We start from the raw sequence: 19,725 nt of genomic DNA on the forward strand, positions 1-19,725 counted from the left end.
TTTGGTTACAGTTTTGTAGTTGAACAAGTAGATTTTAACTAGAATTTTGTTGGAAGGGTAAAGGAAATAGTGTAATACTATAGCTAACTATACGATTTTAACACCGATATTAATGTAAGGAATTTTAATGTCAGATCCGGTAACTCCACTTGTCTTAAAAGCTACTATTCCAGCCTTGATTAAAAAAATACTTGATGAGATAAGACCTGCTGTTGAAAATATGAACGACCAAACTAGACAGTTTTTTGAAATTGGTTTAAAAAAATATTTAAACAAAAAGTTTGATCAATATTCTGAACTTAAGACCCTTTTAAGAGGTAATACACCAGTTTATATTTATAATATTTACTATCCTGTTAAATTAAAAAATGACCATGAAGTGATAGAAACTAATATTGTAGCTAATATATTTAAAAAATCTAATGCTGTAACTATTATAGGTGACGCAGGCAGTGGCAAAAGCACACTTATAAAGCATTTATTCCTTAACTCAATTAAAACAGGGTATGCGATTCCTGTACTTGTAGAATTACGATATTTAAATAACAATGAAAATAGTCTACAAGAATATATTAAAACCAAAGTATTAGAAGACTGTATCGCTGAAAACCCTAATATTTTAGAAAGAATCTTTGAAAAGGGTAAGTTTATATTTTTCTTAGATGGTTATGATGAACTAAACGTGGAAGTTAAGTCTGATATCGTTCAAAGCTTAAGTGAGTTTAGCAATAAATATCCTGAAAATAAGTTCATATTAACCACTAGACCTTACTCAGGTATTGAGCAACTACAGCGATTTCACAATTACTATGTGAAAGAGCTTTCTATGGAAGACGGTGAAATCTCAGGCTTTGTGGATGCACAATTACGAGATGAGGTTGAGCTTAGAAATAAAATTAATGAATCTATAATTAATAATAGTAGTATGCATATTAATGGCTTTCTAACTAACCCTTTATTGCTGTCTCTATACATCCTAACATTTAAGTCTAATGCAGATATACCTGCTAAAAAACATATTTTTTATAGGAGAGTTATTCAAGCGCTATTTTCAGAACATGATAGTCAAACTAAGGTAGGTTATATTCGGCAAAAACAGTCTGGTTTAGTTCAAGAAGAGTTTGAAATAGTGCTACAGCTATTCTGCTATTTATCATATTTCGACAGCAAATTTAATTGGGACTCTGACTACATATTTGAAAAATTTAAAATTATAAGAAATAAAAGTGAAATTAAATTTGAAAACCAGAAGGTCTTAAAAGACTTAAGCTCAGCTGTTGCATTGTGGATTGAAGATAACGGGTTGTATTCTTTTGCGCATCGCTCCTTACAAGAGTATTTTGTCTCATTATTTGTTAAACAAATGACTTTAGAAAGTAAAGAAATAGTATATAATAAAATACTTAATAGACTTGATAAAAATCAAATATTTTTTGAATCAGAAAACTTTTTATCTTTATTGGAAGAGATGGATGAATTGAACTTTAATAAACTTTACTACTTACCTTTGTTAATTAAGATTGAAAATCTTTTAGATTTTTCAAATGATAAGAGTCTTTATTTGTCATTTATTAAGAGTTCATTTCCAAAAGTCACAGAAACTTCTGATTTTATGGGTATAGGAGCAGGAATAGAGTTTAGTGATGATTTTGGTAAGTTATCTTCTTTTAAAGAGGATTATCTAATTAAGTTACACAGTATTATTATTAAAGCTATCAAAAGTATTGATAAGAAAGAATGGCATGTAGCTAGCGAGATAGATGGTGTAAAATACTGGGAGGTGTCCCTAATAGAGGAAATCCCAAACCATTTTATTCACATGATATATGATGATGCACTTAATATAGCTATCTCATACAAAGATGTACTGCTTGATGAGATCAGAAAGACAAAATATTTCATCGAAAAATCAGAGAAAAATGATATAGATTTTGCCGACCTAATTTAATGCATTAGTGATGATGAGATTAGACTATATCAACAATTTTTATCGAGATCGAAAACCTTGCTTTGACATATTCAAAGTGAGAGTTCTCATTAATAATTCATATTTATTAACTAATAGCAGCGGTTAGCTAAGATTTCTTAGCACCGTCTCACATTGATGCTTGGCTTATAGAGTGGTTTGATTTTAGAATATTAATTAGAGTTATGATTAATATATTTTCTATTAAGATTAATTTTTAGATTTGAAATATAAAAATTAACGAAAAAAGAGCCAGCTCCCAAGCCATCAAAACGATGACTAAGAAAACTGACCCACTTTTATAACTTTATTAACTAACTTTGCTTACTGTTTAACTCAACTGCAAAGAGCCTTTCGCATTCATCAGCAGCTCAACCACATCATCACCACTGATAACCGTGAAGCGCTTATCGATGGCTGACTCTCCGATACCGTTATGTTTCATGCAAGCACTACAGACCAATACTTGGCCGCCTTTTTCGATAAAGGCTTCTAGTAACTCGCCAGCAGGTTCAAACGGCGCACCGATATCCACTTTTGCCAACGCGTTGGGCAATGCCAAATGTACGGCATCTACCATCAATATCACTGAGGCAGAGTGTCCTTTTTTGAGTGCCACACCTGCCATGGTAAAAGCCAAGGTGATTTTGCTTGGGTTTGATTCGCTATTGTCGAATAGCGTACCGACGTAATCCGTATTATTAATCATATTATTTTCCTTATGAGACTATTTTTAATTAGATAGTATTTGGTTGAGTGTCAAACTCACTACCATCCTAACATTTAATATATTTATTTGTATAATGTATTGTTATGCAATAGTAGCCATAAGGTGGCTTGTTTGTGACGTGCTTTCAATAAACGCTTATCAAGAGTTGTTTTAAGTTAAAATTTCTAGCCACTACTCTGTTGGTGGCCACGGACGATCAGCATCACTCTCTATCCATTCGGCGACGTAGCCAGTTAGCGGTAGATCCCACTCAGACTGCCCCAATGCTGCCAGTACTTGTGCCGTGTCGATCACTCTGCCACCCTTTGTCACACCCGTACGCAGTAGCGCAGAGGAGCAGGGCTTGCCCTTGACCCACATTGATTGCTCGATATAGAGCCAACGCGCATCGATACCGACGATTTTGGTCTTTAGCGTGACTTTTTGAAAGGCGCGAATACGCTTACGATATTGGATGGTACTGCCAGCGATGACCAAACCCCAACGCTGTTTTAACAGTTGCTTGCCAAGCCCAGTCCGTACCGCAAAGTCCATGCGCCCCAAATCATACAGCGTGAATACGCGGCCGTTATTCATCTCCAAAAAGTTATCGATATCAGATAGACGGCAGCGAAAGGTAATCTCACTGGTGTCCTTAAACGTCAATGTATCGCCTCGTTTTGCTTTTAGGGCGGCATGAGCGATGGTGCTGGCGTAGCGGATAAATGGGTACATAGAACACTCTCAAAAGTTTATAAACGTTGGTGTTATTATTTTGTCATCTATGGCAATGATTATTTGTTGTCAGAGACTGCATCTTGATAAGGTTCTTTAATAGAAGCCACGCCAATATGATTAAAATAAGCACTGACAGTTTCTGGTATCCAGTTGATATCGAACTTTGAGATTTTTGCTTTTTTACCATTGGTTCCAGATTGATTAACGTTAGATTTATTATCAGTAGATTGACCGTTTACTGAAGAACTGTCTGCGCTATTTTCTGAATGATTGTCTGAGCGATAACGCAAATAACCGATATGACCACCGTGTTCCGTATCCAAGATAGTGACGCTATCAGAAACATCGTTTGGCGTGGCAGTAAAGCCAATAAAAGGATCGTCCTTTGCACTAATCAGTAGCAGAGGCTTGGTTACGTTGATCAAATAAGGTAGGGCAGAAGAAGATTGATAATAGTGATTGTTAGAGCGGTAGCCATGACGCGGGGCGGTAAAGATATCATCAAAGTCGCTGATACGATTGACAGCTTTTATAGCATCAATTTCTTCTTTGGTAATATCGTTCGCCAACGCTTTTTTGATAATTGGATTGAGCAAATAAGGCGTATAGATACGATGACTCAAAAAGCTGTGCATGGTAATGGCCGCTGACGACATATCGACGGGAGCAGAGATGACCGCAGCGCCTTTGCAGACGGCTTCGTCACCATACTCGCCCATGTACTTCGCTAGTGCATTACCGCCTAGTGACACGCCAGCCGCATATATATTGGCATACTGCGCACGTAAGTTCTGTAGCGCGTGATGCACCTCGGCAGTATCACCCGCATTATAAAAAACTCGACCATTAGCTGGAATACCGCCACAACTACGAAAGTGCACCACCACGAAATGCCAGCCTTGCGCATGCATTTGATATGCCAGCGCGCGAGCATAATGGCTATCGCTGCTGCCTTCCATACCATGAAATAGCACAATCAATGGCGTTTGCTCAAGCTCACCAGCTTTTGATGCCTCCACAGAATGCGCATCATAAAAGTCGTAAGCAATATCGGTTTCACTTAAGGAATCTTGCATTATCACGCGGCGATAGGTTGGCGCTTTGGGTGCAAAGAACTTGGGCAAGATGCTTTGTAGATGAGGATTGGTCAACCAAAATGGCGGTTTAAAAGGGGCTGGAGAGAATGGCTTGTTTGATTTGGAAACAGACATAAACGGCTCTTATTTAATTATTGTTAAAAAGCAATGGCTTATCATACCGATGGCAATGGCCAAAACCAATGCTTTTCAGTGAACGCATGGTTACTGAATATCAGTTCCTCAATGTCATATACTCAAAACAGCTACTTAAAACCGTTACTTAAAACAACCACTGCAAAGTAGACGCTTAAAAACAGTCATTCAAAAGTAAATGCTGAGAAGCGGTCAATTAGCATCATGTATCATTTAGGGCTTATCCAACACCCGCCCATCCATTGCCAAGCGTTCTTTTAAATTATCGATATCGGCCTCAGCTAGCGTCACGGTCAGTGTCACTTGCTTACTATAAGCGACGTCATCGATGCTGCCGTTCAGACTATCGACGACGTAACGACATTGGGCTTCGGTGGCAAACTCTGCCAATATCTGTACTTGTGCCATTGGGACATAAGGGTTTAATGTCATCTGGTCAACGGCTGCTTGCGCTGAACCTGCATACGCACGGGTCAGACCACCTGCGCCTAGCTTGATACCACCGAAATAACGCACCACGATGATAATGACATTGCCGATAGATTTGTGCTGCAATACATTTAATATCGGGCGTCCTGCCGTGCCATTTGGCTCACCATCATCATCGAAGCCAGCACTGGTGGTATTATTTGGATCGCCAATGATATAAGCCCAGCAGTGGTGACGAGCATCGGGATATTGCGTACGTAGTTGTTCCACGTGAAACATTGCGTCCTCGCGTGAGGCCACGGGATAAGCGTAAGCAATAAACTCAGATTTCTTAATTTCTAAGCGAGCAGTGACGGTACGTTTTAGCGTTTGATAGCTCATATTTCATCAGGTCTAGGTTGGATATGGTAAACTTGTCTTACTTTCACTGTCGTCCGTATTTGGCGCAGTGTTTATTTAATTTTTATTATAGTACCACTTCTTACCCGTGAAGATAGCGATGCAAGCTCAATGTGAGTGCCTGCGTTGCTGCTATAGTCGGTTCAAGATAATTTAGAGACAAGGACGACTAGTGAAAGGACTACAAACAGTAGACGACACTAGCCTGACATCCTCTCTAATTTAGATAGAACTGAATATACCGAGGTAGAGTAGGTATCATAAAATGGATGGTAGTAAATAGTATGCGTCTAGATAAATTTATTAGTAAAGCCACTGAGCTGTCACGTAAAGAATCCAAAAAAATCATGCACGCTGGTGAGATTATGGTGAACGAGCAGGTCGTCAAAGATCCTGGTTTGCATGTCGATATCGTCAATGACGAAGTGATGTGGGGCGGCGAACCACTCTCGGTAGCAGCGGGCAATCGTTATATTTTACTTCATAAACCTGAAGGTTTTGAATGTACGTTAAAGGCCAAAGAATACCCTATCGTTACTGAGCTGATTTCAGTTCCAGAGCTTGGTAGCTTGCGTATTGCTGGTCGCCTCGATGTCGATACCACGGGTGCGCTGCTGATCAGTGATGATGGTGGTTGGCTACATCGTGTGACCAGTCCTAAGCACGAGCATGCAAAAACATATGAGCTGACCTTAGCTGATGCAATGGATAGTGATGCTCAAGCCAATGCAGTCAAAGAAGTAGCGGAAGGTATCTTGTTAGAAGGTGATCACGAAGAAACCAAGCCTGCGGTTCTTGAGTTCATCGACGCAACACATGCTCGCCTGACGTTAGAGCAAGGCAAATACCATCAAGTTAAACGTATGATGGGCTACTTTGGCAATCGAGTGACTGAGCTACATCGTGCCAGTATTGGGCATATCAATTTAGAAGGGTTGGAGAAAGGCGACAGTCGTTTCTTAACACCAGAAGAAGTTGCTAAATTCTAAATCGTTACTTTCTTTCGTTTTAAGATGATTTCGCTTTAAAATAACGCATAAGTATATTTTCAGAAAGAGCAGCCACTAAACAGTGTGCTGCTTTTTTTCGTTCATTTTCAGGGCAGTATGTGTTGCCTATCTCTTAAAGCTAGGTAGCAATTTTGCAAAATTGAGTCTTTAGTACTTTGCAACCATTGTCCTTGTGCTAAAGTCTTCTCACCTCTTTAATCTCTATATTTACATGGAATGGTACTTGTTATGCCACGTGGCTAGCATGAACAATGTGGTTATTAAAAACCATCGCTATTAAACACTATCGTTATTAAATACTGTCATTACTACAAATCAGATAGGACTGTCTCTGTGAAATTATCCGTATTAAAATCTGCTGGTCTAATCAGTACCATACTGTTGGCAACGACTGCATGTGCTGAGCCTAGTGCCAATGATGCTACCAGTAAGAATGTCAGTCAAAGTGCTCAAAGCCCTCAAGGTACTGGCACAGTAAGTAAATCTGTTGACAGTCGCTTACGCCAATTGCTAACTCAGGCAGGTATCAAAACGCAAATCACCTCTATTGTGCCTTCCAACTTACCCAATATGTATCAAGTCAATTTGGCTGGGCAGTTGCCTTTGCATATCACTGAAGATGGTAGATATGTCATCCAAGGTGAGCTACAAAAGAATCCAAGCAAGCGGGTAGTGACCAAAACACCGGTACGCAGCACGAGTGCGCAGGTAGGCAAACCTGTCAGTGCTAGCGTCAAATCTGACATGCTAGCAAATATGGCAGCGCTGAAAAACATGAGTGCCAAAACACCATTTTTCTATACTGCCGTACCTGGTGTGATTTGGGGGGCGACGTTAGAAGGCGTGCCTTTCTTGTTGTCAGATGATGCGCAGTACATCACAGATGGTGAGATATCTGTCATTGAAAATGGCCAGTTTATTGGGCTTGACGAAGCGTTTGAATCACTGAAAAACCAGTCTGTATTTGCGACGTTGGATAAGAGCCAACTGATTACCTATCCTGCGACTAGCAAAGAGCGCGCTGTCATCTATGTGGCTGATGATGTGAATTGTCCGTACTGCCGCCGATTGCATCAACAGATACCAATGCTCAATACAAAAGGTGTCACCGTCAACGTTATCGGCTATCCAATATATGAGGCATCACCTGCGCAAATGCGTGGTATCTGGTGTCAAGCTGATGAAAGTAGTCGTCGCAAAGCTTTTGATAAAGCAATGCTAGCGGGTCAAATGACACCTGCACCAGCGAGCTGTAGCACCGATCATATAACGCCGAACCGTGAAAAAGCAGCGGGTCTGGCTGTGATGGCGACGCCTGCTATTTACCGTGAGGATGGCGTACTCTATCAAGCCAGCTTTGAGAGCCCTGAATTCTTAGAGTTTTTGGGCGTAGAGTAAACCACGCCACTAGCGATGCTACTAAGATATCGTTATCTATCGGTTAGATGCTGCGCGAGTCGTTCGATATGCTCAACACCAATCCCGCAGCAACCGCCAATGATATTTGCACCCGAGGCTTGCCAAAGCTCAGCCCACATTAGGTAGTGCTCAGGTGTGGTGTCCTCACGCATATCGCGCAGTTGTGCATTGGCTTGTTTATGGACTTGCTCTGAGACAAAAGCATTGGCATAAACACCCAGTTGCATAGGGTGTACTGCTTTATCAATCAGATCTTTCGCAGTTTGCAATGCTGCATTCATGACCTCAGGCTGACTACAGTTAAACAGTACGGCATCGACATTCAATGCCATCATTTCCTGTACGGCCTCGGCTACTGATTCACCAGAGCGTAACATCGGTGCGCTCACAGCGTGGTTAGGTTCAGCACTGCTATCAGAGTCATCGTCGTCGATATCTAACTGACTATCATCTAGCGTGAATGATATCCAAATGGGTTTAGATATAGTCTCTTTTTGAGATGCGATTGCATTTTTAAATATAGCTTCTTTTTGAGTCACTGTAAATTCAGTAATTAGCTGATGCCACGTTTGTGCTTCAACGATACTACTTTGCGTTTCTACCAGCCACATATCCACATAATCTATCTGTGCAGACAATAATGGACGCGCAATCGTAGGGGCTTGCTTAGAATCGAACAAATCTGGACGGTAAGAGCCAAACAGTGGCGGTAAACAGCCAGCGATTTGTACGCTTACTGAGCTATTCTGCTTTTCGCTTGCTTGCTGATTGTCTACTGGCTTTTCACTTTCTTGTACGGCTTCAAATGCGAGCTGCGCCGCAGTTCTGATGAGATGCTCACCCTCACTAAAAAAGCTGTCTCCCAAATGATAAGGGGTGACTGCATAGCTGTTGACTGTGATCACTGTCGCACCCGCTTTTATGTAGTCCACATGGACATCACGAACACTATCTGGCGCTAGGCTCAATGACAGTGCTGACCATTCAGGTTGGCGAAAAGGAGCGCCGCGTCGCTCAAGTTCACGTCCCATACCGCCATCTAGTATCGTGATTGGTGGTAGAGAGTTAGGCGCTGGCGTGGTAAGCGAGTCATTAGGCTGAGTCGCTGTTACTGTATCTGTCATTGGAGAGGTTGTTTGAGTGTGCATCGTACGCTCACTTATAAATTGGTTTGATGTAGGGCGTATCATCAATTAGCACATTAATACATTTAGTAAACTTAAAATGGCTAAATTTTTCTCATTTTAAGCCCACAATCTAATTGATGACACGCCTTCGTTGATTCAAAAAACAGCCAAGGCAATCTTGCTAAGAATATAGGTGATACTCCTAGCGAGGTTCGCGCTGTGACTGTTTTATAATAGATTATGATAGGTGCTTTTTTTATAGATAATTAGCGATAGCGCAAAAGCCGCAACCGCAGCGTCTTGTATTACGGCAACACGATATCGACGATTTTCCAGTCAATCAGACCCTCACGTTGCATCTCTATCGTGAGTGGATAGCCTTTAACTTGTCCGCTGATAGTGAAGCAATTGATGCCGCAATAGCTCAGCTTAGGTTTGTCACTATCAGAGCCTTGAGCCACTTGTTTCTCAAGTTCAGCGGCTTGTTTTATCATGATTTCCTGCATTTGGCTTTTGACCACTGCATCGACATCACCGCGCTGGATAATGAGGTTTTGAATCAAGTTTTTTAGATTGACCTGATTGCTCGCGATAGCCCATGCCGCTGCCAATTCTTTGGTCGCTGTATTGGCCTGACCCTGAGTGTTAATAACTTTTTCGATATTCTGCGGAGTGATAGCGCCATCAACAGCTTTTGCGATAAAACTATTGGCAGCCTCGGTCAAAGGCTCACCGCCTAGCTGAGACACTAATGGGTATTGAGTCATCGTCGCGGTAAACTGACTGGTCAATTGATTTTGGACACTAGGCCGTACTTGGTCATAGTCAATGGCCGCTGCAATAGTGGCACCGTCTTTGTCATCGTAGGCATTTTTGAGCTGATATGCACTGTAATAAGGCGAGCCTGCATAGACGGCGACTACGATGATGATTAATAAAACAATCAGCTTCTTCATAAAAAACGATACCTTGTCGCAAACTTAGTAATTTTAAGATAAATGGCTATGTAATTTTAAGATAAATGACTATAAACTTGGCGATAAATACTAGCACGGCTTAATTGTATTAAGGTATGAAAACCTTTGTTCGTTCCTTAATAAAACCTTTTTGTAGTGACGAAACGCTCTTAAACGATACTTTCCATCCCTGAGAGCTTGATAAATCACTATGCCATCTCCATAAATAGCGCAAACTTTTAATAATTGATTTGGCTAAGCAGCATCCCGCCGTATTCGCTTGTAAGATTTTTAACATTATCATCTCTTTTTCTTCACTGTTCATTATGTTTCATGTGAAACCTTTAAGTGAGAAAATGAGTAGCAATAATATAATGATTGATAAGGGTTACTGAATCGACCGGCCGGTGGACTGTAAAGACGATAGGAGAGCCCATGAGTAAGCGTGATTTTTATGAAATATTAGGTGTCAGTAAGACCGCTGATAGCAAGGAAATTAAGCGAGCTTACCGCAAGCTGGCCATGAAATACCATCCAGATCGTAACTCTGACGACCCTGATGCAGAAGACAAGTTCAAAGAAGCATCAATGGCGTATGAAGTACTGAGCAGCGAAGAAAAACGCTCAGCCTACGATCGCATGGGTCATTCAGCGTTTGAAAACGGCATGGGCGGCGGTGGCTTTGGCGGCGGTGGTGGCGGTAATTTCCAAGATATCTTTGGTGATATCTTCGGCAACTTCGGCGATATCTTCGGTCAGCAGCGTGGCGGCGGCGGTGGCGGGCGTTCACGTCGTGGTTCTGATTTGCGTTACGTCATTGAGCTGACGCTAGAAGAAGCGGTACGTGGCTGTAAAAAAGAAATCAGCTTTACCGCACCTGCACCTTGCGACACTTGTGATGGCAAAGGCGCAAAAAATGCCTCTGACGTTGTGACTTGTCAGACGTGTCATGGCCAAGGTCAAGTCCGTATGCAGCAGGGTTTCTTTGCTGTTCAGCAAGCTTGCCCACATTGCGGCGGCACTGGTAAGCAAATCAAAAACCCATGCTCTGACTGTCATGGTAATGGCGTCAAAGACAAATCACGTACGCTTGAAGTGTCTATCCCAGCGGGTGTCGATGATGGTGACCGCGTTCGTCTAGCAGGCGAAGGTGAAGCTGGCGGTGCTGGTGTCCAAAATGGCGACCTATACGTCGAAGTACGCGTCAAACAGCACAATGTCTTTACTCGTCAAGGTGCCGATCTCTATATGGATGTGCCAGTGAGTATCACTGATGCGGCATTGGGTAAAGAAGTTGAAATCCCAACGTTAGATGGTAAAGTAAAAATCAAGGTTGCCGAAGGCACTCAAAGTGGTAAGTTGCTACGTGTCCGCGGTAAAGGCGTGACGCCAGTTCGTACGACCATGAAAGGTGATTTGATTTGCCGTGTCGTCATCGAGACACCAGTCAATCTAACTCGTGAGCAAAAAGACTTGTTACGTCAATTCCAAGATACATTAGATGGTGACAGCAAGCATCAACAGTCACCACATAAAAAGTCATTCTTCAAAAAGATTGGCGAATTATTTGACTGATAGTTTTGCTTAACTGAACAACGTCATTGTTTTGAGCCCAATAGTTTCACGTGAAACTATTGGGCTTTTTGCTGAGTGTATAAAAAGCCACTCGGGTAGGGATATTTGCTAAACTTACGATAAATAGTATTTAAAAACGCCTTTACTAAAACAAAGCATTTAGGACAAAGATATGAGTCAACAAGTAAAAGAACAAGCCATCAAAGTCGGTGTCATTGGTGCGGGAGGTCGTATGGGCCGTATGCTTATCGAAGCAGTAAAAGATAATACTCAAACGACATTAAGCGCAGCGATTGAACGTCAAGGATCGAGCCTAGTAGGGGCTGATGCGGGTGAAGTGGCTGCTATCGGGCGCTTAGATGTGCAGATTGTCGATGATCTAAAGGCAGTTGTAGGCGACATCGACGTACTGATTGATTTTAGCTTACCTGATGCGACTGAAAAAAATATGCAAATTTGTGCTGAGCACAATGTTGCGATGGTCATTGGCACGACAGGATTCAATGAGCAGCAAGAGCAAGTATTGGCAAAAGCGAGTGAGCAGATTGCGATTGTTTATGCAGGTAACTACTCAACGGGAGTGAATCTGTCATTGAAGCTACTAGGGATGGCAGCAAAAGCATTTGGTAATGACGCGGATGTAGAAGTCATCGAGGCACATCATAAGCACAAGATTGATGCACCATCAGGTACAGCTTATATGATGGCAGAAGCAGTCGCAGAAGCTCGTGGACAGAATCTAAAAGACGTCGCTGTTTATGGCCGCGAAGGACAAACAGGCGAACGTGAAGCAGGTACGATTGGTATCCATGCGATTCGTGGTGGTGAAATCATCGGCGATCATACTGTGATGTTTATCGCTGACGGTGAGGTAGTCGAGATTACCCATCGTGCCCGTGCGCGCATGACTTTTGCCGCTGGTGCTGTACGCGCTGCGACTTGGATTATTCAGCAAGAAGTAGGGCAGTACAATATGCAAGACGTGTTAGGACTAAATGACTAGGGCATGTCTTCAACATGCTCTAAATCTTAATAAATGATAAGTCACTGCTAGGAGCCAAACATGAATACGTTTAGACGGAGTTTGATAACGGTGCTTAGCAGTGCTGTTACTGCTAGTAAGAATATTGGCTACATAGGTCAAACAGTCTTGGCAATCAGTCTGGTGGCTCTGCCTGTCGTTGTTCAAGCTGCCACTTATCATACCTATGTCATTCACACTTATGGCGGTGACACACTACTACCTGCAGTGCGTCAGCAGTTAGACAGCAGCCGTGACGGCGGTACAGTCACAACTTATCAAGACAAATTAGTACTGAACACCACAGCGGCTAATTATCAGGCAGTACAGCAGCTCTTGACTCAAATAGATGGCCAACCACAAGCGTTAACCGTTGCTGTGCGAGTTGGCAGTAATAGCAGCGCTCAGAATAATATCCAGCAAGGGCAGGTTATTATTACCAATCGTGGTATCCAAGGGTCAGGTATCATTAATCAAAGTAACAGTCAGCAGCAGGGCAGTAATTCATACCAAATAAAAACCTTATCTGGCAGTGCAGCAAGTATCAGTACTGGCACGCTCTACTCTCTAACTCAGGCTTATAATAGCAATCGCTATGCAAATAACTATAATCTAAGGCCACAGATTATTATTCAGCAGCAAGTACTGCTACCAACGATACAGGGAATTTCAGTAACACCAAGACTGCTGCCTACTGGCCAAGTCGAAGTACAGCTGTCTCAAGTAGAAGAAAAACTGGTGCGATCCAATTCACCTTATAACCGCAGCGGTTCTGTTAATAATGCTATTCAAGGTCAAAGTCTGAACAGTACGATTATCGTGCCTCGCGGACAGTGGGTGACTATCGGAGAAATTTCTCAAAACAGTCAAAATCAAAGTACCAGCTATGGTGGTAATCAGACAATCAGTAGTAGTAATAGTGTGCCTATTTCACTCTTGGTACAGTAGCCAGTTATCAATGATACTGCCAAACAAACACAAAAAAGCGCGATACTGTGATTAACAGTACCGCGCTTTTTTATGGATGACGATTTATATATATATAAAGCTAATCAATATAAATGACTTCTAATGGTGGGAAACCATTGAATTCAACTGATGAGTAAGAATTAGTGTAAGCACCGGTGGTTAGCCAATAGATTTTATCGCCAATCTCTAACTCTTCTGGTAACTGATAACCCGCTTCTTCGTACATGATATCAGTTGAGTCACACGTTGGACCGGCCAATACTACAGTACCTTCGCTGGTTGATGTTTCCATCTTAGGCGTATAGATAGGGTATTTGATGGCTTCACCTAAGGTTTCAATTAAGCCTTGGAATAGACCCACGTCCGTATAAACCCAACGTGTTAAATCGGTATGAGATTTACGAGAAATCAAAACGATGTCGCTGACTAGAACGCCTGAACCACCGACCAATGAACGGCCTGGCTCAAGAATAATCTCAGGCATGTCCTCTTCGTTATAGTCATCTGTTAGATAACGTGTAATCTCTTCCGCGTAAACTTTGATAGGGTTTACTTCGCTGATATAGTTGGCTGGGAAACCACCGCCCAAATTAATCATTTGTAGCTTGATGTCTTCTTCATTTTTCATCCAGTCAAACATATATTTGACCTTGGCCAATGCATCGTCCCAAGCGGCAACGTCTTTTTGCTGACTGCCAACATGGAACGAGATACCGTAAGGTACCAAGCCTAAATCTCGGGCTTGAATCAATAGCTCAATCGCCATATTAGGGTGACAGCCAAATTTACGTGATAGCGGCCACTCAGCAGTCTCTGAACCCTGAACCAAAATACGAACGAATACTTTAGAGCCAGGCGCATGCTTCGCGATATTTTTTAAATCGGCTTCTGAGTCAGTCGCATATAGATCAACGCCTTTTTCAAAGGCATATTTGACATGATCCGCTTTTTTAATCGTATTGCCATAAGAGATACGTGATGGCTCAACACCGCAATCAAGCACACGGTCAAGCTCATAAATTGACGCACAGTCAAAGTTTGAACCCAGCTCAGCCAATAGATTGATGACCTGAACAGCAGGACTGGCCTTCATGGCATAATGAATTTTAGCATTAGGAAAAAACCCAACCATCTCATGATACTTGGTCTTAATACGGCTAAGGTCCACCATCAAAAACGGTGTCTCACGACCTTCAGCAGCTTTGGTGAATTTCTGCCAGTTGGCAGGGTCAAAATATTGGTCAATTTTGATCATGGTCATGGTAGGGAACCTTTAGTATAGACAGCACATGTTATAGGGTAAAACGAGTATCATAATATTGCCATCGAGCCATTAGTAACACTTAGCTGATGTGACAATTAGTTTATATGACAATCAATTTATATGATGAATCATTAAGAGTTGGTAGGATGTGGCTCAGCAGTTTGTTCGCCTTGTTTTTCACGTATTTTGACGACTTTACGTACTTTATCGCGAGCACGAGTCTGTTTTAGACGCGATAAATAATCGACGAATATGACGCCATTTAGGTGATCCATTTCGTGTTGGATACATACCGCGAGTAAGCCTTCTACTTCTTCGTCGATTTTTTCGCCATTCTCATCCAAGGCTTCAATACGTACTTTGTTTGGACGTTCAACGCTATCATAAACCTCAGGAACCGACAAACAACCTTCTTCATACGGCTGCTTCTCTTCTACCAGTGGCGTCACTTTTGGGTTAATAAAAACTCTAGGGCTATCTTTATCTTCTGATAAATCCATGACGATAAGTTGAATATGGCGATCCACTTGGCTGGCAGCCAAACCAATACCTTGGGCGTCATACATCGTTTCGATCATGTCCGCGATTAAGGTTTTTATTTCAGCAGTCACTTCTTTGACAGGCTTGGCAAGTGTGCGCAGGCGTGGATCTGGATAATTTAAGATAGGGAGTAAAGCCATAACGCTTACCTCAATGATAAGGATAAAATAGGGTTGATATTATAAGATAAATGGGGGCAAAAGTAATGTTTATCAATACTTTCCCGCAACTATCACCTCTTCCTGATACCAGATAACGAAGGTGAGGGCTTATCGTATGACAAACGAAAAGGCCTCGCAATCAGCAAGGCCTTCTCTTTATATCGTTATTACTGCATTACAATCAATACTGCGATTGACTATACACCGCGTTTGTTGGTAATCATCTCATATGCAAACAGCAGTATGATTGCACCGATAACTGAGAATATTAGACCAGTGAAACCGCCGTCAGCATTGATACCGACTAGGTTAGCCAGTAAACCACCAACTAAAGCACCGACGATACCCAATACGATAGTCATTATCCAACCCATAGGGTCACTGCCTGGCTTAATAGCTCGTGCCAATAAACCTGCGACCAGTCCTACAATAATCATCCAAATAAAACCCATAGTATTCTCCTAACTTATTATCATTTATAGTAATTTTCTCGTTTTGATAGGTACATTGTAAGCACTGCGTCGAAGTAAAGGTAAGCGCGAAATGTTACCAGTGTATGAGCTATGTGAGGAAATCCATTGATTTGCTAATATGAAGATAGGATAAGTAAATGAAAGGTTACAAAGGTAGTAAAGTCGCAAACGTTGGTCGTGATTGATGCTTATTAAAACCAAAAAAAACGTGGCTCGTCGATAACAATGCCACGCTTTCACTTTAATAAAACTATATTCAGCTCAGTTATTTACTATGTAGAGCCGTTAATAGACGCTGATGAATCCCTTCAAAGCCGCCATTAGACATGATGACAATCGCATCACCTGATTGTGCATGTGTGCCGATATATTCAATGATAGCGTCAGTACTAGACAGTACTTGTTGGTTGCCCATATTCGGATTTGCAGCATTAGCGCGTTCGATGACTTCTCTTAAACCCCATTCAAGACCTGTAGGCTCATACCACAGTGTATGGTCAGCGAGTGCAGCAGATTCGGCTAGACTATCTTGATGAATGCCCATTTTCATTGTATTGCTACGTGGTTCGATAATAGCCCAAATACGTCTGTCAGACAGCTTCTTTTTGGCACCATCTAACGTCGTGGTAATAGCGGTTGGATGGTGGGCAAAATCATCGAAGACCAAGATATCATTTACATCACCGATCAGCTCCATACGGCGTTTGATACCAGCAAAAGCAGACAAAGCGGCACAAGCAGTAGAGACGCTGACACCCACATTGTAAGCTGCGGATACCGCAACTAATGCATTATTAACATTATGGATGCCGCTCATTGCCCAATTGACGGTGGCGGCAGAATCAAGGTCTTCGCTGAATCTTACTTTAAATTGGCTACCATCTTCGCTAATAAGCTCAGCTTGCCAGTCGCTATCATTTACAAGGTTGTCAGCGGCGCTCTTATCAACCACTGATGTACGCCAAACAGGTGTCCAAACGCCTTTTGCCAACGTGTCTTCTAAACTGGCGGTCGCTGCTGGCATGATGATTTTGCCAGTGCTTGGAATCATACGCACCATATGATGAAATTGAGTCTGAATTGCGTTGAGATCTGCAAAGATATCAGCATGATCAAATTCAAGATTATTTAGAATGGCGGTACGCGGGCGATAATGCACAAACTTTGAACGCTTATCAAAAAATGCAGAGTCATACTCATCGGCTTCAATGACAAAATAGCCAGTATCTGAGCTATCATCACTCGCTTTTTCTGCACCTAAATAACTGCTGTGCGCAAAGACTTGTTGTAGACGCTCATCCGTTGTATCGACTAATGGTACACCACCGATCAAAAACCCAGTATCGATACCCGCATAGTGCAATATCCAAGCGAGCATGGTCGTCGTTGTGGTCTTGCCATGAGTACCTGCTACGGCTATCACGTGGCGCGATTGCAACACTTCCTCAGATAAAAACTGTGGCCCTGACGTATAGCGTAGTCCTGTGTCCAACATATATTCGATCACGTCCATGCCGCGCTTCATCGCATTACCGACAACGACCAAGTCTGGTGCTGGCTGCAAATGTTCTATCAGGTAGCCTGCTTCAATAGTGACGCCTGCATTTTCTAATTGGGTGGACATAGGCGGATACACATTGGCATCAGAGCCAGTTACGGTGTGCCCAAGTTCTCGCGCTAGTAAGGCCAACGAGCCCATAAAAGTACCACAAATACCAAGAATATGAATGTGCATAGACGTTCCGTATGAGCATAAATTGAAAGAATGAAAACGTAAAGTCGTTTGTAATATCAGCAGAATAAACAGCTGATTATTATAGGTCGAACCCCGCCTACATATTACCCGTACCAAGGACCTTTATTGCAGAATGAGCAAGCAGTCATCAAAGTATCAACAGGGTAAACAGCCACTCATTGTAAAGTAAACACTATTAGATGACCAATAAAAAACGCCTTAAAAGTAGGCGTTGTTTGGTGTATTGGCTTAGGTGTTTATTTATTCGAACTTGTTGATATCTGACGGTCTGCCTACAGTCTTATTTACGTGACAAGGTATAGTCATTATTAGGACTCTTATTTTCGTCCATCAATATAAGATGATTGTCTTGAATACTATAGGTCTCAATCTGTTTTTGTTGGTAGACAATCGTAATCTTATTATTATCTTGACGATAGATGCCAGACTCAAAAAGCGGTGAACGTGGCGTCTCAGGACTATTGTAAATACTGGTCTTGAGTACTGAGCCATCAGCGAATAAGTTCAGTGTGACATCGATATTATCACAAGACGAACAAGGCACCATACCACCATAATCGCCCATTAACGTCGCTTGTAATGCGCTGCTATGTGACTTTGAATCTGTCTGTGTTTGGTAGGTGTTCGACTCATTACTTGGTTGCGCAGCAGCAATAAGTGATTGGCCTTCTGCGTTATCTTGCTCACTATCAGAGCCTTGTAACCCGTCACTATTATCTGACAAGCTATTTGTAAGGTCAGCTGACGCTGAGCCATCAACAGGGATAACTTCATTTACCATACCCTGATCAGTATTAGACGAAGCATTGTCACAGCTGATAAGGACTACGCAAAAAGGTAATGCCAGCAAAAAACGGCCATAGCGTCTGATGACAGTCAAAGTAATAGAGCAAACAGGCGCAAAATATATCATGGTCACACCAAAAACAGTTTTTAAATAATATTTCTGCAGACTACCCATACTATGAGCAATGTGATTCTATCGTCAGAAATGCAGGATAGTGGGAAATATAAGCGTTGAAAGGGCATTATTTGAGGTTTTGTTGCCAAAAGATATGATACGAAGCAGACGGAACATTAGCCAAAAACAAACGTCAGAGTAAAAGCTATCTCAGTCATATCAACCAATGAGAAAACAAAATAAGCAGGGTCAAGATACCAAAGATTGAAGATATCTCTGTAGAATTTTTGTTATGGATTGCTTGAAGGGGAGTGTTGTTTAAGCAATGAGAGCTTTGGACAAGACGGCGTAGCAGAGGTGGTTATCAGGTCAGCAGCGCTTAGTAGTAAAGCAGTTTTCATCTAAATAGATATCAAGTCATATCGCATTTATATCTATCTAGATGAAGGATGGTAGCGTAAAAAGTATGGGATTTACATATTTGTTAAGCAGTTATTAAGCGGTGTGGCTAGGGGGTGACAGGTCGTAAGATACGCCATAATATCAGCACATGTAGCAATAACAGCACGCTAAATAGAATCAAAGACTGTTCAGGGATACTTAATCCTATAAAGGTCCAAGCAATTTCAGCACATTCACCAGAGCCGGCGAAAACTTCTTTGAACACTTGCAACACAGGTAGGGTGTCTATCCAATAATTTAGACCTGGGCCACAAGATGGAACTAAATCGGCAGGTAAGTGCTGTAACCATACATGGCGTACTGCGACTGCCGTAGACCAGCCAATGCCTATCAAGCTACCGAGCCACAATAGCAGTCTCATGCCTTTAGACTTGGGATTAAATACTGCCGATATCAGAGCAAAACTGCCCATGACAATCAGGCCAACACGTTGAAAAATACAAAGTGGGCACGGTAAAAGCCCCAAATGACGCTGTAGAAAAAACAGCGCAAAACTCATACCGATTACGGTCATAATGACCAAAAACACTTGCAAAGAGCGGTAGGTGGCTAGCTTTAGCATTGGGCAGTTACTCTTATAAAATAGTCAGCTATAAATGTTAAATGTTAAATGGTAAT

The 19,725-nt window shown here is 41.9% G+C and carries 18 protein-coding genes; 6 read left to right on the top strand and 12 right to left on the bottom strand.

Going from position 1 to position 19,725, the window contains the following annotated elements:
* Positions 1-127 precede the first annotated feature (127 nt).
* Positions 128-1,948, top strand: a complete 1,821-nt coding sequence (locus tag I6E84_RS00485) for an NACHT domain-containing protein (RefSeq protein ID WP_197215454.1) — start codon at positions 128-130, stop codon at positions 1,946-1,948.
* Between the two features lie 349 nt (positions 1,949-2,297).
* Here the strand turns inward: I6E84_RS00485 and I6E84_RS00490 are convergent, their stop codons facing one another.
* The 4 genes from I6E84_RS00490 to I6E84_RS00505 all read right to left on the bottom strand — a co-directional run bounded on the left by I6E84_RS00490 (position 2,298) and on the right by I6E84_RS00505 (position 5,455).
* Positions 2,298-2,675 carry a DsrE family protein gene (locus I6E84_RS00490; RefSeq protein WP_197099517.1) on the bottom strand — a complete coding sequence of 126 codons (378 nt, stop codon included), beginning with the start codon at positions 2,673-2,675 and terminating at the stop codon, positions 2,298-2,300.
* A 192-nt stretch (positions 2,676-2,867) separates the two neighbouring features.
* Positions 2,868-3,410, bottom strand: a complete 543-nt coding sequence (locus I6E84_RS00495; protein WP_197215456.1) for an acyl-CoA thioesterase — start codon at positions 3,408-3,410, stop codon at positions 2,868-2,870.
* A gap of 59 nt (positions 3,411-3,469) precedes the next feature.
* On the bottom strand, positions 3,470-4,624 hold the full coding sequence (locus I6E84_RS00500) for a YheT family hydrolase (RefSeq protein ID WP_197215458.1): 1,155 nt from the start codon (positions 4,622-4,624) through the stop codon (positions 3,470-3,472).
* Positions 4,625-4,858: 234 nt separating this feature from the next.
* A complete protein-coding gene (locus I6E84_RS00505) occupies positions 4,859-5,455 on the bottom strand; it encodes a YigZ family protein (RefSeq protein WP_197099523.1) in 597 nt (198 codons plus the stop codon).
* A gap of 302 nt (positions 5,456-5,757) precedes the next feature.
* Between I6E84_RS00505 and I6E84_RS00510 the strand changes: the two genes are divergently transcribed.
* On the top strand, positions 5,758-6,462 hold the full coding sequence (locus I6E84_RS00510; RefSeq protein WP_197099524.1) for a pseudouridine synthase: 705 nt from the start codon (positions 5,758-5,760) through the stop codon (positions 6,460-6,462).
* A gap of 354 nt (positions 6,463-6,816) precedes the next feature.
* Positions 6,817-7,881 carry a disulfide isomerase DsbC N-terminal domain-containing protein gene (locus I6E84_RS00515; protein WP_197215460.1) on the top strand — a complete coding sequence of 355 codons (1,065 nt, stop codon included), beginning with the start codon at positions 6,817-6,819 and terminating at the stop codon, positions 7,879-7,881.
* A gap of 32 nt (positions 7,882-7,913) precedes the next feature.
* Here the strand turns inward: I6E84_RS00515 and I6E84_RS00520 are convergent, their stop codons facing one another.
* Both I6E84_RS00520 and I6E84_RS00525 read right to left on the bottom strand, forming a co-directional pair.
* Entirely contained in the window at positions 7,914-9,050 is a 1,137-nt protein-coding gene (locus I6E84_RS00520; protein ID WP_265090842.1) for a homocysteine S-methyltransferase family protein, read from the bottom strand.
* 284 nt (positions 9,051-9,334) lie between these two features.
* Complete coding sequence (locus tag I6E84_RS00525) at positions 9,335-9,985, bottom strand: DUF2939 domain-containing protein (protein WP_197215462.1); 651 nt, start codon at positions 9,983-9,985, stop codon at positions 9,335-9,337.
* Positions 9,986-10,420: 435 nt separating this feature from the next.
* On the opposite strand from I6E84_RS00525, the gene dnaJ reads away from it, so the two are divergent.
* From dnaJ to I6E84_RS00540, 3 genes are all read left to right on the top strand, one after another.
* Entirely contained in the window at positions 10,421-11,560 is a 1,140-nt protein-coding gene (gene dnaJ / locus I6E84_RS00530; protein WP_197215464.1) for a molecular chaperone DnaJ, read from the top strand.
* A gap of 172 nt (positions 11,561-11,732) precedes the next feature.
* On the top strand, positions 11,733-12,563 hold the full coding sequence (dapB, locus tag I6E84_RS00535) for a 4-hydroxy-tetrahydrodipicolinate reductase (RefSeq protein ID WP_197215466.1): 831 nt from the start codon (positions 11,733-11,735) through the stop codon (positions 12,561-12,563).
* 60 nt (positions 12,564-12,623) lie between these two features.
* Complete coding sequence (locus I6E84_RS00540; protein ID WP_197215468.1) at positions 12,624-13,529, top strand: hypothetical protein; 906 nt, start codon at positions 12,624-12,626, stop codon at positions 13,527-13,529.
* 100 nt (positions 13,530-13,629) lie between these two features.
* Here the strand turns inward: I6E84_RS00540 and I6E84_RS00545 are convergent, their stop codons facing one another.
* From I6E84_RS00545 to I6E84_RS00570, 6 genes are all read right to left on the bottom strand, one after another.
* Entirely contained in the window at positions 13,630-14,805 is a 1,176-nt protein-coding gene (locus tag I6E84_RS00545) for a type III PLP-dependent enzyme (RefSeq protein WP_197129420.1), read from the bottom strand.
* Between the two features lie 140 nt (positions 14,806-14,945).
* A complete protein-coding gene (gene def / locus I6E84_RS00550) occupies positions 14,946-15,494 on the bottom strand; it encodes a peptide deformylase (protein WP_197215470.1) in 549 nt (182 codons plus the stop codon).
* A 218-nt stretch (positions 15,495-15,712) separates the two neighbouring features.
* Positions 15,713-15,967 (bottom strand): GlsB/YeaQ/YmgE family stress response membrane protein, encoded by a 255-nt coding sequence (locus I6E84_RS00555; protein ID WP_110922106.1) that lies wholly within the window; start codon positions 15,965-15,967, stop codon positions 15,713-15,715.
* Positions 15,968-16,253: 286 nt separating this feature from the next.
* The gene (gene mpl, locus I6E84_RS00560) at positions 16,254-17,723 is read right to left on the bottom strand and encodes a UDP-N-acetylmuramate:L-alanyl-gamma-D-glutamyl-meso-diaminopimelate ligase (protein ID WP_197215472.1); all 1,470 of its coding nucleotides are present in this window, start codon (positions 17,721-17,723) and stop codon (positions 16,254-16,256) included.
* A gap of 301 nt (positions 17,724-18,024) precedes the next feature.
* Positions 18,025-18,657 (bottom strand): copper resistance protein NlpE N-terminal domain-containing protein, encoded by a 633-nt coding sequence (locus I6E84_RS00565; RefSeq protein WP_197215474.1) that lies wholly within the window; start codon positions 18,655-18,657, stop codon positions 18,025-18,027.
* A gap of 496 nt (positions 18,658-19,153) precedes the next feature.
* Positions 19,154-19,669, bottom strand: coding sequence for a disulfide bond formation protein B (locus tag I6E84_RS00570; RefSeq protein WP_197215476.1), 516 nt, complete (start codon positions 19,667-19,669; stop codon positions 19,154-19,156).
* Positions 19,670-19,725 lie beyond the last annotated feature (56 nt).

This window comes from Psychrobacter sp. SCQQ22 (assembly GCF_015864605.1).
Classification (GTDB): domain Bacteria; phylum Pseudomonadota; class Gammaproteobacteria; order Pseudomonadales; family Moraxellaceae; genus Psychrobacter; species Psychrobacter fozii.

Coding starts and splice junctions, on each gene's coding strand:
- I6E84_RS00505 (WP_197099523.1), bottom strand. CDS start 5,455: ATGAGCTATCAAACGCTAAAACGTACCGTCACTGCTCGCTTAGAAATT.
- dnaJ (WP_197215464.1), top strand. CDS start 10,421: ATGAGTAAGCGTGATTTTTATGAAATATTAGGTGTCAGTAAGACCGCT.
- I6E84_RS00510 (WP_197099524.1), top strand. CDS start 5,758: ATGCGTCTAGATAAATTTATTAGTAAAGCCACTGAGCTGTCACGTAAA.
- I6E84_RS00565 (WP_197215474.1), bottom strand. CDS start 18,657: ATGATATATTTTGCGCCTGTTTGCTCTATTACTTTGACTGTCATCAGA.
- I6E84_RS00520 (WP_265090842.1), bottom strand. CDS start 9,050: ATGCACACTCAAACAACCTCTCCAATGACAGATACAGTAACAGCGACT.
- I6E84_RS00570 (WP_197215476.1), bottom strand. CDS start 19,669: ATGCTAAAGCTAGCCACCTACCGCTCTTTGCAAGTGTTTTTGGTCATT.
- def (WP_197215470.1), bottom strand. CDS start 15,494: ATGGCTTTACTCCCTATCTTAAATTATCCAGATCCACGCCTGCGCACA.
- I6E84_RS00490 (WP_197099517.1), bottom strand. CDS start 2,675: ATGATTAATAATACGGATTACGTCGGTACGCTATTCGACAATAGCGAA.
- I6E84_RS00525 (WP_197215462.1), bottom strand. CDS start 9,985: ATGAAGAAGCTGATTGTTTTATTAATCATCATCGTAGTCGCCGTCTAT.
- I6E84_RS00495 (WP_197215456.1), bottom strand. CDS start 3,410: ATGTACCCATTTATCCGCTACGCCAGCACCATCGCTCATGCCGCCCTA.
- I6E84_RS00555 (WP_110922106.1), bottom strand. CDS start 15,967: ATGGGTTTTATTTGGATGATTATTGTAGGACTGGTCGCAGGTTTATTG.
- I6E84_RS00485 (WP_197215454.1), top strand. CDS start 128: ATGTCAGATCCGGTAACTCCACTTGTCTTAAAAGCTACTATTCCAGCC.
- I6E84_RS00545 (WP_197129420.1), bottom strand. CDS start 14,805: ATGATCAAAATTGACCAATATTTTGACCCTGCCAACTGGCAGAAATTC.
- mpl (WP_197215472.1), bottom strand. CDS start 17,723: ATGCACATTCATATTCTTGGTATTTGTGGTACTTTTATGGGCTCGTTG.
- I6E84_RS00540 (WP_197215468.1), top strand. CDS start 12,624: ATGAATACGTTTAGACGGAGTTTGATAACGGTGCTTAGCAGTGCTGTT.
- I6E84_RS00500 (WP_197215458.1), bottom strand. CDS start 4,624: ATGTCTGTTTCCAAATCAAACAAGCCATTCTCTCCAGCCCCTTTTAAA.
- dapB (WP_197215466.1), top strand. CDS start 11,733: ATGAGTCAACAAGTAAAAGAACAAGCCATCAAAGTCGGTGTCATTGGT.